General features: G+C 69.3%; 12 protein-coding genes. 9 read left to right on the top strand and 3 right to left on the bottom strand.

Going from position 1 to position 17,099, the window contains the following annotated elements:
* Positions 1-148: 148 nt before the first annotated feature.
* Positions 149-820: a GntR family transcriptional regulator gene (locus AC2IR1_RS10785; protein ID WP_486476281.1), complete on the bottom strand. Its 672-nt coding sequence runs from the start codon at positions 818-820 to the stop codon at positions 149-151.
* 366 nt (positions 821-1,186) lie between these two features.
* Between AC2IR1_RS10785 and AC2IR1_RS10780 the strand changes: the two genes are divergently transcribed.
* From AC2IR1_RS10780 to AC2IR1_RS10740, 9 genes are all read left to right on the top strand, one after another.
* Positions 1,187-2,002 carry an urea amidolyase associated protein UAAP1 gene (locus AC2IR1_RS10780; RefSeq protein ID WP_486476280.1) on the top strand — a complete coding sequence of 272 codons (816 nt, stop codon included), beginning with the start codon at positions 1,187-1,189 and terminating at the stop codon, positions 2,000-2,002.
* On the top strand, positions 1,999-2,646 hold the full coding sequence (locus AC2IR1_RS10775; protein WP_486476279.1) for an urea amidolyase associated protein UAAP2: 648 nt from the start codon (positions 1,999-2,001) through the stop codon (positions 2,644-2,646). The genes AC2IR1_RS10780 and AC2IR1_RS10775 overlap by 4 nt, the downstream gene beginning before the upstream one ends.
* Positions 2,643-4,466, top strand: a complete 1,824-nt coding sequence (atzF, locus tag AC2IR1_RS10770; RefSeq protein WP_486476278.1) for an allophanate hydrolase — start codon at positions 2,643-2,645, stop codon at positions 4,464-4,466. Before AC2IR1_RS10775 ends, atzF begins: the two co-directional genes overlap by 4 nt.
* A gap of 325 nt (positions 4,467-4,791) precedes the next feature.
* Positions 4,792-8,358, top strand: a complete 3,567-nt coding sequence (uca, locus tag AC2IR1_RS10765; protein WP_486476277.1) for an urea carboxylase — start codon at positions 4,792-4,794, stop codon at positions 8,356-8,358.
* Positions 8,359-8,392: 34 nt separating this feature from the next.
* Positions 8,393-9,973 (top strand): ABC transporter substrate-binding protein, encoded by a 1,581-nt coding sequence (locus AC2IR1_RS10760; RefSeq protein WP_486476276.1) that lies wholly within the window; start codon positions 8,393-8,395, stop codon positions 9,971-9,973.
* Positions 9,974-10,093: 120 nt separating this feature from the next.
* The gene (locus AC2IR1_RS10755; protein ID WP_486476275.1) at positions 10,094-10,870 is read left to right on the top strand and encodes an N-acyl homoserine lactonase family protein; all 777 of its coding nucleotides are present in this window, start codon (positions 10,094-10,096) and stop codon (positions 10,868-10,870) included.
* A 4-nt stretch (positions 10,871-10,874) separates the two neighbouring features.
* Positions 10,875-12,692 carry an oligopeptide/dipeptide ABC transporter ATP-binding protein gene (locus tag AC2IR1_RS10750; RefSeq protein WP_486476274.1) on the top strand — a complete coding sequence of 606 codons (1,818 nt, stop codon included), beginning with the start codon at positions 10,875-10,877 and terminating at the stop codon, positions 12,690-12,692.
* Positions 12,689-13,555, top strand: a complete 867-nt coding sequence (locus AC2IR1_RS10745) for an ABC transporter permease (RefSeq protein ID WP_486476273.1) — start codon at positions 12,689-12,691, stop codon at positions 13,553-13,555. The genes AC2IR1_RS10750 and AC2IR1_RS10745 overlap by 4 nt, the downstream gene beginning before the upstream one ends.
* Positions 13,556-13,570: 15 nt before the next feature.
* Positions 13,571-14,560 (top strand): ABC transporter permease, encoded by a 990-nt coding sequence (locus AC2IR1_RS10740; protein WP_486476272.1) that lies wholly within the window; start codon positions 13,571-13,573, stop codon positions 14,558-14,560.
* Positions 14,561-14,659: 99 nt separating this feature from the next.
* Here the strand turns inward: AC2IR1_RS10740 and AC2IR1_RS10735 are convergent, their stop codons facing one another.
* Both AC2IR1_RS10735 and AC2IR1_RS10730 read right to left on the bottom strand, forming a co-directional pair.
* Positions 14,660-15,133 (bottom strand): DUF3237 domain-containing protein, encoded by a 474-nt coding sequence (locus AC2IR1_RS10735; protein ID WP_486476271.1) that lies wholly within the window; start codon positions 15,131-15,133, stop codon positions 14,660-14,662.
* A 156-nt stretch (positions 15,134-15,289) separates the two neighbouring features.
* Positions 15,290-17,098 carry an ABC transporter ATP-binding protein gene (locus tag AC2IR1_RS10730; RefSeq protein ID WP_486476270.1) on the bottom strand — a complete coding sequence of 603 codons (1,809 nt, stop codon included), beginning with the start codon at positions 17,096-17,098 and terminating at the stop codon, positions 15,290-15,292.
* Position 17,099: the final 1 nt, after the last annotated feature.

Below are 17,099 nucleotides of genomic sequence, written 5' to 3'. Positions count from 1 at the left end.
CGCCCCGGTGCTCCACGTGGTCTTCTACATGCCCTCGGGGCCCAGCAGTTGCCGCCCGTCACCAACAGTTCCGACAGCGCGCAGTGTGCACGATCACCGACCGCGCCTGTGCCCCCGCCCCTCTCGCAGCCCGCCCGGTCGCAACAGGTCAGGCCCCTGGCACGTCCTCGCGGCATTCGGATAGCCGTTCGTAGGTATCTTCCACCACCAGGATATGCTGTCGCATCAGTACCGAGGCTCGCGCCGCGTCGCCCCCGACGAGGGCCGCCAGGATCTCCGCGTGTTCGGTACAGGAGGCCTCGAGCCGCCCCTTGGACAGGAACTGCGCGCGCCGGAAGGGCGACAGCCGGGCCCGGGTCGCAAGAGTGATCTGCACCAGGTAGTCGTTGCGGGCCCCCTCGTAGATCGCGGTGTGGAAATCGTCGTTCAGCTGCTGGTAACGCGCCACGTCTCCCGCCTCGACCGCCTCCGCCAGCGTCTCGTGGATCTTGCCCAGCCGGTCGCGATCCTGCGCTGTCATCTTCTCCGCCGCGCGGGAGGCACAATGGGCCTCCAGCTCCGCCATCACGTCGAACATGTCGCGCAGCTGCTGCGGCGAGGGTTCGGTGACGATGGCGCTGCGATGCGGCCGGGTACGCACCAGGCCGATCGCGGCCAGGTCGCGGATCGCCTCCCGTACCGGAGTACGCGACACGCCATAGCGCTGCGCAATCTCCGATTCGTCCAGTGCAACGCCGGGCAGAAGGCGTCGACCGACGATATCCTCTGCCAGGCGCTGGCGTACTTCTTCCGTCCGTGTCGGCTTCTTCTGGCCCTGCACTGCTGGTTCCGTCCTTCTTCTTTCTCTACCCGCCCGACCTTCCGGCAGCGACGGCCCTGCCCCCGAAGCGCCCCCCCAGCCGCCATTGGGTCAGCCAGTGCGACACTTCAACAAGCCTCGGCGCGGTATGCTGCCATGTTGGGGCGCAATTGTCCCGAGGGCACGCCGCCTCCCTCATTTAGCTGCGGCCGCCGCCGGTCACGCCGGAGTGCCGCGCCACCAGCTGCCGCAAATTTGAGCCCTTCGAAAGGTCACCCCACCCGGACTTGCAGAAACTGCCATATCACCATTGCGCATGCAAGATTGTATGCAATAGGCAAAACGGGCCGGCTCATCCGGCATGCTGACCAGATTGAAGACCACACCATGACCCAGCCCGAAGCCCAGATCGCCCGGAACAAGCAGCGCTACGAAGAGCTGAAGGCGGCCGGAACGGGACAATCCCCGCTGAAGCTGCCTCCGCTGTCGCCGATCACGCCGCCCCCGGCAGACGCCCTGCTGTCCGAAACGATCCCCGGCTCCTCCTACGCCACCTATTCGATGAAATTCGGCCAGAGGCTTCGGCTGTGTGACCCCACGGGGCGCGGCGCGGCGGCGCTGCTTGCCTGGAACGCCCATGACACCAGCGAGCGGCTCAACCACGCCGACAGCGTGAAACTGCAATGGACGACAGAGCTGCGCCGGGGCCGCCTGCTGTTCTCCGACATGGGGCGCGTGCTGCTGTCGATTACTGAAGACAGCCTCGGCCATCACGACATGCTGGTCGGCGGCTCGACCCCGCAGAGCGTCACCGCACGCTTCGGCAACTCCGGCCCCGACATGCGCGACACCCGTACGAACATGCTGCTGGCGGCGTCCAAGATCGGGCTCCAGCGCCGCGACGTCCCGCCGCTGGTGACCTTCTTCGCGCCCGTCTCGGTGCGTGAGGACGGGACCATGGCCTATGACGCCACGCCCAAGAAGCCCGGCGACTTCGTCGAACTGCGGGCCGAGATGGACCTGCGCATCGCCGTTTCCGCCTGCCCGCATCCGCTCGACCCCGCCGACACTGCGCAGGGCGAACCGATCGAGGTGGCGCTCCTGCCTGCACTGCCCCTGGCAGATGACGATTTCAGCCGCACCGCCACAGACGAGGCCCGCCGAGGTTTCGAGAATACCGACAGCTACAGGAGCCAGCTGTGAACAGCCCGATCGACACCACCCGCGCCGCTCTCGTCCTTGATCACACGATCCCGGCGCGTCACCCCTGGTCCGGCATCATCCGCAAGGGCCAGACCCTGCGGATCGTCGACCAGTTCGGCCAGCAGGCCGTGGACACGCTCTTCTACGCCGCCGAGGACACCTCCGAACGCTATTCCGCCCAGGACACACTGCTGTCCCAGGGCCGCGCCTACATCACCACCGGGACCGACATCATGTCGAACCTTGGTCGCGTGATGCTGACCGTGACCCATGACACCTGCGGGCGCCATGACACCTCCGCCGGGGCCTGCTCCTGCGAAAGCAACACCGTACGCTTCGGCCAGCACACCCGCTTTGAACATTCCTGCCGGGAAAACTTCGTGGCGGAGGCCGACAAGTGGGGCATGTCCAAGCGCGACATCGTACCCAACATCAACTTCTTCATGAACGTGCCGATCACCTGCGAAGGCGACCTGCTGATCGACGACGGCATCTCCGCTCCCGGTGCCACGGTGGAGCTGGAGGCGAAGATGGACGTGCTTTGCATCATCTCCAACTGCCCGCAGATCAACAACCCCTGCAACGGCTTCAACCCGACCCCCGTCGGCGTGCAAATCTTCGATCGCGAAGGGGCCAACGCATGACGGTTCTGCCCCCGATGCTCGACCTGGCGCGCATGCAAGCGCTCTATGCTGCGGGCACCACGCCGCTGCAGGTCGTCGATGCGCTGCTGGAACGGATCGAGGCTGCTGTGGCTGAAGACCCTGCCATCTTCATCACCGCAACGCCCGCCGCCATGCTGCGCGACGAAGCCCGCGCGCTGATGCAACGCGCTCCGCAGGCGAATTCCCTGCCGCTCTGGGGGATCCCCTTCGCGGTGAAGGACAATATCGACGTGGCCGGGCTGCCGACCTCTGCCGCCTGCCCCGCCTATGCCTACGACCCGGCAGCTGACGCCACCATCGTCGCCCGGCTGCGCGCGGCCGGTGCACTGGTGATCGGCAAGACCAACCTGGATCAGTTCGCCACCGGGCTGAACGGTTCCCGCTCGCCCCACGGCGCGCCGCGCTGCGTCTTCGATACGCGCTATGTCTCGGGCGGATCCTCCTCCGGCTCGGGCGTGGCCACGGCGCGCGGGCTGTGCAGCTTCGCGCTCGGCACCGATACCGCAGGCTCGGGGCGCGTGCCGGCGGCCTTCAACAACCTGGTGGGCGTCAAGGCCAGCCCGGGTCGGGTGCCCTCCACCGGGTCGGTTCCGGCGGTGGCCAGCGTCGACGTGATCACCATGTTCGCCGCCTCCGTGGCCGACGGGATCACCGTCCGCCGCATCGCCGAAGGGCATGACGCGGGCGATCCCTTCTCCCGCCACTTCGGCCGTACGTCGCTGCCCGATTTCACCCGCGCCGAACCCGGCCTTCGCGTCGGCGTGCTGGCTGCCAAGGACCGGCAGTTCTTCGGCAACACGGCCTATGCCGCGCTCTACGAACAAGCGGTGGAGCGTGCCGCGGCACTGGGCGCCGAGGTTGTGGAATTCGACTATGCCCCCTTCCGGGAGGCCGCCCGCCTGCTCTACGAAGGCCCCTGGGTGGCCGAGCGGCTGGCCGCGATCAAGGACTTCTTTGCCGAGCACGCCGAGGAGATGGATCCCACCGTCCGCGCCATCATCGGTGGCGCTGCCCGCTACAGCGCGGTCGATGCCTTCGAAGGGCGCTACAAGCTCGAAGCGCTGCGCCAGCGCTCCTATGACGAATGGGCCAAGTGCGACGTGCTGCTGCTGCCCACCTCCGCCGACATCGCCACGCTCGAGGCGATGCGCGCCGATCCGGTGGCGCTGAACTCGCGCTTCGGCGAATACACCAACTTCGCGAACCTGCTGGGCTATGCCGCGATCGCGGTGCCGGGCGGTTTCACCAACGAAGGCCTGCCCTTCGGCGTGACGCTTGTCGGCCCCCAGGACAGCGATGACGCGCTGGCGCCCTTCGCCGACGCCATGCACCGCGCCGCCGGCAGCGGCAGCGGTCCCGAGGGCACCCTGGTGCCCGCGCCCCTGCCCGAGGATAGCACAGACCCGGACGACGCGATCACCCTTGCCGTGGTCGGCGCCCACCTGTCCGGCATGGCGCTGAACCACCAGCTGACGGAGCGTGGCGGCCGCCTGATCGGACCCGCGCAGACTGCACCGGCTTACCGGCTGCACCTGTTGCCCGGCGGGCCGACGCCCCGTCCAGCGCTGGAACGCACCGCCACGGACGGAAGTGCAATCGCGCTGGAGCTCTGGTCGCTCTCCCCCGCCGCCTTCGCCAGCTTTGCCTGCGCCATCCCGGCCCCGCTCGGCCTTGGTCGGGTGGCGTTGGACGATGGGACCGAGGTGACGGGCTTCATCTGTGAAACCGGCGGCCTTGCCGGTGCCAACGACATCACCGCCCACGGCGGCTGGCGCGCCTATATGGCCGCGGCCGAATGACCGCCGATGGCCACGGCCGCGCGCTGACCGATCCCGGGCGTGCGCTGCCTGCAATTTGACCAATGGCGGTGGCCCGCCCACCCGGGCCACCGCATCGAAACCCGGCCGCACTCGCCCCCTATGGCGGGACGGTCTAAAAGGAAATCGAGAGGGCAGCGGGGACACCCCCGCCTGCCGCGGACCGGTGCACCGGTCCGGACGCCCGACCGGGACGACCCGGTCACTTCCAGGGCCATCGCCGGGACGACCCGGTCCATGATCCGGCTGGGCCGGTGACGGACCGCCGGTCCCGATCCCCCTTCCGGACCAGACGGAAGGGCTAGACATGTTCCAGAAGATCCTCGTGGCCAACCGCGGAGAGATCGCGCTGCGCATCCTGCGCACCCTCGACCACATGGGCATCGCCTCGGTCGCGGTCTACTCCGACGCCGACCGTTTCGCGCCGCATGTGCTGCAGGCCGGCGAAGCCCGGCGCCTGGGCCCGGCGCCGGCTGCCGAAAGCTACCTCGATGCTGAGGCGGTGATCGCGGCGGCGATCGAGACCGGCGCCGATGCCGTGCACCCGGGCTACGGCTTCCTGTCGGAAAACGCCGCCTTCGCCCGCGCCCTGCAGGATCGCGGCATCGCCTTCATCGGCCCCCGTCCCGAACACCTCGAAGACTTCGGCCTCAAGCACCGCGCGCGCGAACTGGCCACCCGGGCCGGCGTGCCGCTGCTGCCCGGCACCGGCGTGCTGGAGGACGAGGCAGAGGCCCTGCACGCCGCCGCCGACCTGGGCTACCCGGTGATGCTGAAATCCTCCGCCGGTGGCGGCGGCATCGGCATGACGCTGTGCCACGACGCCCAGGCCCTGCGCGCCGCCTTCGCCTCCGTCCGGCGCACGGCGCAGGCCAGCTTCGGCGATGCCCGCGTCTTCCTGGAACGCTATGTCGCCACCGCCCGCCACGTCGAAGTGCAGATCTTCGGCGACGGCGCGGGCGGGGTGGTCGCGCTCGGTGAACGCGACTGCTCGCTGCAGCGGCGACACCAGAAGGTGATAGAGGAAGCCCCCGCGCCCAACCTGCCCGAACCCACCCGCCGCGCGCTGCATGCCGCCGCGGTGGCGCTCGGCCGCTCCGTCTCCTATGCCTCCGCCGGCACGGTGGAATTCATCTATGACGCCGCCCGCGACGCCTTTTCCTTCCTCGAGGTCAACACCCGCCTGCAGGTCGAACACCCGGTGACCGAAGCCGTCTACGGCATCGACCTGGTAGAGCTGATGATCCGCCAGGCCGCCGGCGAACCCACGCTGGACGGGCTTGCCAGGCTCACGCCCGAAGGTGCCGCAATCGAGGCCCGGATCTACGCCGAGGCACCGCACGCGGACTTCCGCCCCTCCGCCGGGCGCCTGACAGAGGTCTCCTTCCCCCCCGATGTCCGCACCGACGGCTGGATCGCCACCGGGACAGAGGTCACCGCCCATTACGACCCGATGCTGGCCAAGCTGATCGTTCACGGCGCCACGCGGGAGGAGGCGCGCGGCAAGCTGCTTCGCGCGCTCCAAGCCACCCGCCTTTTCGGCATCGAAACGAACCGCGCCTACCTCGCCACCATCGCCGACAGCGACCTCTTCGCCGCGGGGGAGGTCTCCACCCGGGCGCTGGACGGCCTGCAGCTCGAAAGCCCGGTGATCGACGTGCTCTCTCCCGGGGCGCAATCCAGTGTCCAGGACCTGCCCGGCCGGCTGGGCCTGTGGCACGTCGGCGTGCCGCCCTCGGGGCCAATGGACCCGCGCAGTCTGCGCCGGGCCAACATGCTGGCCGGCAACGCCCCCGACACCGCCGCGCTGGAGATCACGCTGACCGGCCCCACCCTGCGCTTTGCCTCGGCCACCACCATCGCGCTTTGCGGCGCCGCCATGGCGATGGCGCTGGACGGTACCCCGGTGCCCCATGATGCGCCGGTCAGGGTCGCACCCGGCCAGGTGCTGACCATCGGCGCGGCCAGCGGCCCGGGTCAGCGCGCCTACCTCGCGGTGCAGGGCGGGATCGAGGCGCCAGTTTTCCTCGGCTCCCGCGCGACCTTCGGGCTGGGCCACTTCGGCGGTCCCGCCACCGGCGTGCTGCAGGCGGGAGAGGTGCTGCGCATCGGCACCGCCGCAGCTTCCGGCACCACCGGCGACGAGCAGGCAGAAGCGCCCGTTCCGCTGACCTCCGACTGGCAGGTTGGCGTCCTCTACGGGCCCCATGGCGCGCCGGACTTCTTCCTGCCCGAGGACATGGAAACCTTCTTCTCCACCATCTGGGAAGTGCACTACAACTCCGACCGCACCGGCGTGAGGCTGATCGGCCCTGCGCCGAAATGGGCCCGTACCGATGGCGGAGAGGCGGGGCTGCACCCCTCCAACCTGCACGACAACGCCTATGCCGTGGGCGCGGTGGATTTCACCGGCGACATGCCGGTGATCCTGGGCCCCGACGGCCCCAGCCTGGGCGGCTTCGTCTGCCCCGTCGTCATCGCCCGCGACGAGCTCTGGAAGATCGGCCAGATGCGCGCGGGCGACCGCATCCGCTTCCACGCCCTGGCCCGCCCCGAGGACACGCCCGTGCCGGCTTCGCCCCTGGCGGCGCTCCCCGCTCCTGCCGTCATCCGTGCCGCGCCGGACGCAGGCTCACCGATCCTCGGGCGTTCTGATGACGGGCCTGTGGCCGTCACCTACCGGCGGCAGGGTGACGACAACCTGCTGGTGGAATACGGCGACATGCGCCTCGACATCGGGCTGCGGCTGCGCATCCACCTGCTGCGCCAGGCCCTGGCAGAGGCGCGCGTTCCCGGGCTCATCGACATGACCCCCGGCATCCGCTCGCTGCAGATCCACTACGACGGCACCCGCCTGTCTCGCCCCCGCCTCCTGGCCCTGCTGGCCGAGGTCGAGGCCTCGCTGCCCGCCGTCGATGACGTCCGCGTGCCCTCCCGCATCCTGCACCTGCCGCTGTCGTGGAACGACCCGCAGGCCGAACTGGCCATGCGCAAGTACCAGGAACTGGTGCGCCCGAACGCACCCTGGTGCCCGTCCAACATCGAATTCATCCGCCGTATCAACGGGCTGGAGGACGAGGACGCGGTGCGCCGGATCATCTTCGACGCCTCCTATCTGGTGATGGGCCTGGGCGATGTCTACCTTGGCGCGCCTGTCGCCACGCCGCTTGATCCACGCCACCGGCTGGTCACGACCAAGTACAACCCGGCGCGCACCTGGACGCCGGAAAACGCCGTCGGCATCGGCGGCGCCTACATGTGCATCTACGGCATGGAAGGGCCCGGCGGTTATCAGCTCTTCGGGCGCACCGTGCAGGTCTGGAACTCCTGGCGGCCGATCCAGGGCAAGCCCGACGGCGAACCCTGGCTGCTCGATTTCTTCGACCAGGTCCGCTTCTTCCCCGTCTCCGCCGATGAACTGGCCGAGGCCCGCGCGGCCTTCCCCCACGGGGCCTATCCGCTGCACATCGAAGAGACGGAGTTCGACTTTGCCGCGCACCGCGCGCGCCTTGCCGCCGCACAGGATGGCATCACCGCCTTCAAGACCCGCCAGCAATCCGCCTTCGTGGCGGAGCGCGAGCGCTGGAAGGCCGAGGGGCTGGACAGCTTCAGCTTCGAGGAACCTGCCCCGATGGTGCCCGACACCCTGCCGGCGGGGTGCCGCGCGGTGGAAAGCCCGGTTCCGGGCAGCCTCTGGAAATACCTCGTCGCCCCCGGCGACCTGGTCGCGGCGGGTCAGCCCGTCGCCATCGTGGAATCCATGAAGATGGAGATCCCGGTGCCCGCCCCCGGCCCCGGCCGCGTGCGCGAGCTGCCGCTCGCCTCCGGCCAGCCGCTGCGACCGGGCGACCGGCTCGCATTGCTCGATGAATGAAGAAGCAAGAAAAGAACACCAACAGGAGACTTCAATGACCCCAACCAGACGCCCCCGGGACGCCGCCCGCGCCCCCAACAGCCCGCGCAGCCGCGCCAGGACCCGCCTCACCGCGCTGGCCTGCAGCACCGCGCTCATCGCCCTGCCGCTGACTGCTTCCGCACAGGAACAGGACACGCTGATCGTGCCCTACCTGTCGGACATCTCCTCCTTCGATCCGGACAATGCCTTCCTCGTCGGTGCGCTCTCGGCGCTCTACAACGTCTATGAAGGCCTCGTCGAATACGTCCCCGGCACCAACAAGCTGACGGGCTCCCTCGCCAGTTCCTGGCAGGTCTCCGACGACGGGCTCAGCTACACCTTCGACCTGGTCGATGGCGCCACCTTCCACGACGGCACCCCCTTCGACGCCCAGGCGGTCATCACCTCCTTCGAACGGCGCATGGGCCCGGACATGATGCTGTCCTACTTCCTGGCCAACGTCGACAGCCTCTCCGCACCGGATGCCGACACGCTGGTGATCACGCTGAAGTCGCCCCAGCCCTCCTTCCTGGATACGCTGGCCAGCCCCTGGGGGCCCAAGGTCATCAGCCCCGAGGCGATCGCCCAGCACGGCGACGACCCCGACTGGTTCATCGAACACGCCGATGGCACCGGCCCGTTCGAACTGGCCGAGTTCAACCGGGGCCAGGACTACGTGCTGACCCGGTTCGATGGCTACTATGGCGATGCCCCCCATTTCCAGACGATCGACCTGCCCGTCATCCCCGAGATCGGCCAGCAGATCCTGCAGCTCCAGGCTGGCCAGATCGACGCCGTGCCGACCTCCTACCCCTGGGATCAGCTGGGCGCGCTGCCTGCGGGCCTCGTGGCCACCGCCTCGCCCGCCATGTCGCTGCTCGACGCCTTCGTGAAACCGGGCTCCGCGCTGGACGACCCGGCCCTGCGCGATGCGGTACTGACGGCGATCAACCCCGCGCTCTGGGTCGATGACGTCTTCCACGGCTATGCCACCCCGGCGGAGTCCCTCTACCCGGTGGCGATGCTGGATCCCGCGACGCCCATCACCTTCCCAACCGACATGGCGGCGGCCAAGGCGGCGGTCGAAGCGGCCGGCGGGCTGGAACTGACGATCGCCTACTCCGCGGTCGAAGCCGCCAACGTCGGCCCGGCGGCCGAGCTGATGATCGCCCAGCTGGCGCAGATCGGCGTGACCGCCACCGCCTCCACCCTGCCACCGGGGGCCGTCTACGGGCTGAAGAAGGATCTCGACAACGCGCCCGACATCGTCCTGTCGAAGCTCAGCCCAGATGCGGGTCACCCCGCGACCCAGGCCGATGTCTTCTATGCCACCGGATCGGTGCTGAACCTGCTGGGCGCCTCGGTGCCCGAAGCCGATGCCATCGCGACCGAGGCCGCGCAGGAAACCGATGTGGCCGCCCGCGACGCGCTCTATGAAAAGGCTGGCCAGCTCTGGTTCGACAGCGGCTATTTCATCCCGCTGGCCGACGTGCAGGATGTGGTCGTCCACCCCGAGGGGCTGGTTGACCTCGGCCTGCGCCCGGTCGTGCCGCCGGGCAACATCGACTTCGGCACCGTCCGCTGGGAAGACTGACCCGGCGCGCCGATTGCAGACCAGCCATCCCGCGCCCTTCGGCGCGGGAAGAGCAATGGGGCACGGCCCCCCTTCGCGATCCGCCCCCAGGTCGCGCCACCCGATCCGAGGAACAGCACCGTGACCGCAGCCCGCCGCCTCTACATCTGCCATTGCGGATACGAGATCATCCCCAAGTCCGTGTCCCTGCGCGGCATGGACCGCCGCTTCATCATCGCCGTGCCGATCACCTGCTACCTGGTCGACACGACCGAAGGCTGGCTGCTCTTCGACACCGGCCTGGACGAGGCGCACCTGCGGGATCCCGACGCGCTGAAGGAACTCTTCCTCGATACCGGGTGGAACCCGCCGCCGCTGGTGCGCGCGGAACACGAACTGGGCGCCCAGCTTGCCGCCATCGGCATCGGCTTCGAAGATATCTCCATGGTGGTCCTGTCGCACCTGCATGCCGATCACACCGGCCACCTCAAGAAGCTCACCCATGCCCGCATCTGGCTGTCGCGGCGCGAATACGATCACGGCCTTGCCTCCCCCGCGCCAGCCGCCTGCTTCCCGCGCGACTACGACCTGCCCGGCCTCGACTGGCAGCTGGTGGAGGGCGACGCGCCTGTACTGCCCGGCATCGACATCCTCGCCACCCCCGGCCATTCCCCGGGGCACCAGTCCCTGCGGGTCCAGCTGCCAGAAACCGGCCCGGTGATCCTGGCCGCCGACGTCGGCGACCTGCGCCGCAACTTCGAGGAGGAGATCCTGCCGGGTGCCGCCTCCGACGACACCGAGGCGCTCGCCTCCCTTCGCCGTCTCAAGGCCCTCGAACGCGACGGCGCCACCCTCTTCATCACCCATGATCCGGACCAGGCCGAAACCCTCCGCCTGGCTCCCTCCTTCTATGACTGACCCCGTGGCAGAGCGCATCCTCGACATCTCCGGCCTTTCGGTCACGCTCAGCCGCGACCACGAGGTCAACCGCGTCCTCGACCGCATCGACCTGGACCTCCACGCGGGGGAGATCCTTGCAGTCGTGGGCGAAAGCGGCTCGGGCAAGTCCACCCTGGGCCTCGCCCTCCAGGGACTGCTGCCGGCCGAGGCGCGCCCCCAGGTCGAAGGGTCCATCCGGCTGGGCGACGACCAGGTCGTGGGCGCCGGTCCGGCGCAGCTGCGGCGGCTGCGGCGCGGCACCGTGCGCGCGGTGCCCCAGGATCCGATGACGGCGCTGAACCCGACCATGCGGATCGGCGCCCAGATGCGCGAAAGCGCGCCCTCCGCCCCGGCCTCGGACGTCGAGGACTGGCTTGCCCGCACCGGCCTGCCCGACCCGGGCCGTATCGCCGCCTCCCTGCCGCACCGGCTGTCTGGCGGCCAGCGCCAGCGGGTGCTGATCGCCATGCAGATGATGGCACGCCCCCGGCTGCTGATCGCCGACGAACCGACCACCGCGCTGGATGTTACCGTGCAGGCGCAGATCCTCGACCTGATCCGCGATCTTGCCCGGGCCGAAGGCACGGCGGTCTTCTTCGTCACCCACGATCTGGGTGTTGCCCGCACGCTGGCGGACCGGGTCATGGTGCTCTACGGCGGGCGCCTTGCGGAAACCGGGCCGACGGATCAGGTCATCGCGCGCCCGGCCCATCCCTATACCGCCGGGCTGCTGGCCACCCGCTTCGACTTCTCCAGCCCGCGTGACCGCGCCCTTCCGACGCTGCCTGCCGGCCCGCGGCTGCAGGGCGAGGCCTGCGCCTTCGCCCCCCGCTGCCCTGCCGCGCAACAGATCTGCCGGGCCTCACGGCCGGCACTGATGCCCGCGCCGGGTCACGCGGGCCGCGCAGCCTGCCACCTTGCCGGCACGACCCTCCGCAAGGCACCCGACGCCGGCGCGCCCTGGCCCGCCCCCGCCACCACGCAGCGCACAGCACCCGCTGACATGCCCGCCCTGGCGCTTTCCGGCATCGCCCGCGCCTTCGCCACCGGCCGGCCCGACCTGCTCGGCCGACGCGCGGCAAAACCTGTGCTGAAAGGCGTCGACCTGCGGATCGGTCAAGGTGAATCCGTGGCGCTTGTGGGCGAATCCGGCTCCGGCAAATCGACCCTTCTCAGGATCGCCGCCGGCCTGCTGACACCCGATGAGGGAAGCGTGCTGCGCGATGACGACAGTCCGCAGATCATCTTCCAGGATGCCTTCGCGGCGCTGACGCCCTGGCTCAGCATCGGCGAACAGATCGGCGAGCGGCTGCGCCCGCTGCACCTGCCGGTGTCCGAGCGCGCCGACCGCATCGCCGAAAGCCTCGACCGGGTGGGCCTCGATCCCGCGCTGGCCTCCGCCCTGCCGGCAGAACTTTCGGGCGGCCAGTGTCAGCGTGCCACTGTCGCCCGCGCCGTGGTGGTGCCGCCCCGGCTTCTTCTCTGCGACGAACCGATCAGCGCCATGGATGTTTCCCTTGCCGCGACCACGCTCAACCTGCTGGGCCGGCTGCGGCGCGAAATGGGCATGGCGATGCTCTTCGTCACCCACGACCTCGCCGCCGCGCGCATCGTTGCCGACCGGATCGCGGTGCTGAAAGACGGGCTGCTCGTGGACGACGACGCCCCCGATGCGCTGCTGCGCGCCGCCCGTTCCGACTATACCCGCAGCCTGATCGCCGCGATGCCCCAGCTCGACCAGCCCCCCGGCCATCGGGGCTCCGGCACGCAGCCTGCCAGCGAAGGGGAAAACCGCCCGTGACCTTCCAGATCCCGACCGAAACCTCGACCGCAGCCTCTCGCCGGATGCGCCTGCAGGCCGCCCTGCGCCGAGTGGGCTGGCTCGAAAGCGCCGCGCTGCTGGCGCTGGTGCTTCTGACCGTCGTCGCCCTGGTGGCGCCCTTCTGGACGCCCTACGACCCGCAGCTTCGCGTCGCCACCGCGACCCTGCCTCCCTCGCCGGCCCACCCCATGGGCACCGATGCAATCGGCCGCGACCTCTTCAGCCGGGTGCTGCTGGGGATCAGCTACACCTGGCTTCCGGCAATCTGCATCATCGTGCTGGGGGCGCTTTTCGGCGGCGCCATCGGCCTGATCGCCGGGGCGGCGGGCGGGATCACCGACCTGGTGATCCAGCGCGTGACCGACCTGTTCTTCGTCCTGCCCGTCACCCTGATCGCCTTCGCCGTGGCCGCGGCCCTCGGCCCCAGCCTGATCAACACCGCGCTGGCGGTGCTGATCTTCTGGTGGCCCTGGTACGCCCGCGTGATGCGCGACGAGGTGCGCCGCCTGAAGGCCCGCCCCCATGTCGAGGCCGCCCGCATCGCCGGCGCCCGGGGCCCGCGGCTCTACCTGCGCTACCTGATGCCCGGTGCCCTGCCGGCCATGCTGGTCGCCGCCACCACCGACGTGGCCAACGTGATCATGATCCTGTCGACCATGTCCTTCCTCGGCCTCGGCCAGCCGGTGCCCGCGCCGGAACTGGGCGCCATGACCTCGGGCGCGCTCAACAGCCTGACAACCGCCTGGTGGCTGCCGATCCTGCCCGCCGTGGTGATCTTCCTGATCTGCCTTCTTGCCACTCTCGCAGGCGACGGCACCCGGCGCCTTGTGCGCGGCGCCTGACCGCAGGAGACCCCGATGACAGCCTACCTCATTCGCCGCCTGCTGGGCATGATCGCCGTCCTCTTCGTGCTGGCCTTCGTCGTCTTCGCCCTGCAGACGATCATTCCCGCCGATCCCGCCCGCGCCATGGCCGGCCCCTCTGCCCCGCCAGAGGTGATCGAGAACCTGCGACGCCAGCTCGGACTGGATCAGCCGATGCTGACCCGCTTCGGCCACTTCCTGGCCGGGCTGGCGCATGGCGACCTTGGCACCTCCACGCGCACAAGGGCCCCGGTGGCCGAGGATATCGCCCGCTACGCCCCCGCCTCGATCGAACTGGGCCTCACCGCCGTGGTCTTCGCCCTGCTGCTCTCGGGCGCGCTGGCCTTCGCGCAGACCGCTTTCCGCCGCGCAGGGGCGATCCGGCTGTCGATCCTGGGGCTCGGCGCCGTGCCGATCTTCCTCTCCTCCCTGCTGCTGGTCTACTTCGTGTGGTTCCAGCTCGACTGGCTGCCCGGCTCCGGGCGGCTGTCGATCCGGCGCTTCCATGGCCCCACGGGGTTCAACCTGATCGACGGGGTCCTGACCGGCCGGCCCGAGGTCAGCCTGGACGCGCTGCGCCACCTGATCCTGCCCGCGCTGGCGCTGGCCCTGCCCATGGCGGTGGCCATCGGGCGCAGCCTCAACGCCGCCCTGGTGGACACGCTGCGGCAAAGCTACATCCGCACCGCGCGCGGCAAGGGGCTTTCGGAACCGGCAGTGGTGGCCCGGCACGGGCTGCGCAATTCCGCCTCGGCGCCGCTGTCGATCCTGGCGCTGCAGATGGGCATGCTCTTCGGCAACCTGCTCATCGTCGAACGCATCTTCGCCTGGCCCGGCCTCGGCCTCTACATGGTGCAGGCGATCGGCGCCTCGGACCTGCCCGCGATCCTCGGCGTGTCCCTAGTCTTCGGCGCGGGCTACATCCTGGTCGGCGTCCTGGTCGAGGTGGCGCAAAGCCTGGCCGACCCGCGCATCGCCCTCTGATCCCACGGGTCACGGACCGGAGCCGCAAGCAGTTTCAGGCCCGGTCCTTGCTTCCCCACCGCCCCCGGATCCCGCACCGGGCGGCGGCCCGCTTCGGGATCAGCAAAGCACCCAGGCACGGATCACCGCCTGGTGGCGTTCCGGATCCCCCTGCAGGGACCCCACGATCACGCGCCGGTTCAGCCAGTCATACGGCCCCTCCGGCGCGATGACCTCGATCCGGGAGCGGCCGTAGGCCAATCCCCCGGCCGCGTCGTAATCCAGAAGCACGCGGTTGCGGATTTCCAGCACCACCCCATCCCCGGTCTCCATGTGGTAGACCGCCTCCAGCTCCTTCACCCCGTCCGGCCGCTGCCACTGCAGGTCGAAACCGCCCGGCCGAACCCTGCCCGACGGCACGACGCCAAAGACCCCTGCCGCGGGATCGCCCACAAAGCTGCCACCGGTGATCGGCACCACGTGGCGGATGCCGCGCGGCCCGGGGCCAAGGGTTTCCATCGGATCGACATCGACACGGGCCGTCCAAAGCGGGATCGTCGTCAGGGTTTCTGGGGAAAGACCGGGAACGGACATCGGGCACCTCCTTGCTCGAAGGGCCATCCTAGGGCGCCCGGCCGCGCCTGTCGCCCCTGACGCGGCGCGCGCGTGCATCAGACAGAAAGACCCCGGCCACCTGCGCGGCCGGGGTCAGCTACTCCGGGTCAGCTACTTCCGTTCAGGCACTCCGCCTCAGGCGCCGCGCGCCAGGATCACGTCCAGGCTGTCGTGCTCGGCCACCAGGCGACCGGGCTCGACCTCTTCCAGCAGGGGCACGTAGTCCACCTGACCCGCATCCAGCTTGGACGGCAGGAAGCGCAGCGCCGCCTTGGTATCCAGCGGCGAGGGCAGTTCGCCGGGCAGCCGGATCCGCGTACGCGCGCGCTCCGCCTCCGGATCCGGGATCGGCACGGCAGAGATCAGCGACTGCGAATAGGGATGCATCGGACGATCGCAGATCGCCTGCGTCTGCCCCATCTCCACCACGCGACCCAGGTAGAGCACCATGATCCGGTCGGAGATTTCGCGCACCACAGACAGGTCGTGGCTGATGAACAGCATGGACATGCCGAACTCCGCCTGCAGCTCCTTCAGCAGCTGCACGATCTGCGCCTGGATCGACACGTCCAGCGCGGAAACCGCCTCGTCGCAGATGATCAGCTTGGGCCGGTTGATCATCGCCCGGGCGATGCCGACCCGCTGGTTCTGCCCGCCAGAGAGCTCATGCGGATAGCGGTTGTACTTCTCCGGCTCCAGACCCACGCGTTCCATCATGGCCAGCACAGCCTCGCGGCGTTCGCTCTTTGCCATTTCCGGGCGATAGGTCTTCAGCGGCTCCGCGATGCTGTCCGCGATGGTCATCCGCGGATCGAGAGAGGCGAGCGGATCCTGGAAAACGATCTGCAGATCCTTCCGCTCCTTGATGAGCGACTTACGATCCAGCGCCGTCAGCGGCGTGCCCAGCCAGCTCACATCGCCCGCCGTCGGATCGATCAGGCGCAGCACCGCGCGCGCCAGCGTGGACTTACCACAGCCGGATTCCCCCACGATGCCAAGGGTTTCCCCGGCACGCAGGTTAAAGCTCACGCCGTTGACGGCCTTCAGCGGCACGGTGGTACCGAACAGGCCACCCTTCTGCTTGATGGGGAAATGCACCTTGATGTCATCGACCTTCAGGATTTCCTCGCCCAGTTCGCGCGTGGCGGCTTCATCCTTGTCGGCGTCGATGCGCGGCATCGCGTCCAGAAGCCGCTGCGTGTAGGGGTGCTGCGGATTGGCAAAGATCTCCCGGATCTCGCCCTGTTCCACGAATTCGCCCAGCCGCATCACCTTGATCCGGTCGCACATCCGCGCCACGACGCCCATGTCGTGGGTGATCAGGGCAATCGCCGTGCCCAGCTCCTTTTGCAGCCCCGCCATCAGGTCCAGCACCTCGGCCTGCACGGTCACGTCCAGCGCCGTGGTCGGCTCATCCGCGATCAACAGCTTCGGCTCGCACAGCATCGCCTGGGCGATCATCACCCGCTGGCGCATACCGCCCGACAGTTCGTGCGGATACTGGTCCAGCCGCCGCGCGGCCTCCGGGATGCGCACCCGGTCCAGCCATTCAAGGCAGAGCTTGCGCGCAGCAGAGCCCGACAGACCCCGGTGGATCTTCAGGACTTCGGCCATCTGCTCGCCCACTTTCAGGTGGGGCGTCAGGGCGGTCAGCGGATCCTGGAAGATCATCCCCAGGTCCGACCCGCGCAGCTTGTTCAGGCGCGCGGGCGGCAGGTTCAGGATCTCGTTATCGTCCAGCTTGACCGACCCGCTTGCATGGCCGTTCACCGGCAGCAGGCCCATGGCGGCCATGAAGCTCTGGCTCTTGCCCGATCCGCTTTCACCGACAATGCCCAGGCATTCGCCCGCGGCAATGTCGAAACTCACGCCCTTCACGGCCTCGACCGGCCCTTCGGGGGTGTCGAAGCTTACCTTCAGGTCCTTGACGGAAAGAATGGTCATG

Source organism: Pseudooceanicola sp. NS-SX8 (assembly GCF_057380755.1).
The sequence above is the reverse complement of the archived record's forward strand: the minus strand, read 5'-3'. Positions and strand labels throughout refer to the sequence as shown.

What these genes read in the sequence shown, in the direction of transcription:
- AC2IR1_RS10740 (WP_486476272.1), top strand. Translation starts at nt 13,571, where the DNA reads ATGACAGCCTACCTCATTCGCCGCCTGCTGGGCATGATCGCCGTCCTC.
- AC2IR1_RS10760 (WP_486476276.1), top strand. Translation starts at nt 8,393, where the DNA reads ATGACCCCAACCAGACGCCCCCGGGACGCCGCCCGCGCCCCCAACAGC.
- atzF (WP_486476278.1), top strand. Translation starts at nt 2,643, where the DNA reads ATGACGGTTCTGCCCCCGATGCTCGACCTGGCGCGCATGCAAGCGCTC.
- AC2IR1_RS10730 (WP_486476270.1), bottom strand. Translation starts at nt 17,098, where the DNA reads ATGACCATTCTTTCCGTCAAGGACCTGAAGGTAAGCTTCGACACCCCC.
- AC2IR1_RS10735 (WP_486476271.1), bottom strand. Translation starts at nt 15,133, where the DNA reads ATGTCCGTTCCCGGTCTTTCCCCAGAAACCCTGACGACGATCCCGCTT.
- AC2IR1_RS10780 (WP_486476280.1), top strand. Translation starts at nt 1,187, where the DNA reads ATGACCCAGCCCGAAGCCCAGATCGCCCGGAACAAGCAGCGCTACGAA.
- uca (WP_486476277.1), top strand. Translation starts at nt 4,792, where the DNA reads ATGTTCCAGAAGATCCTCGTGGCCAACCGCGGAGAGATCGCGCTGCGC.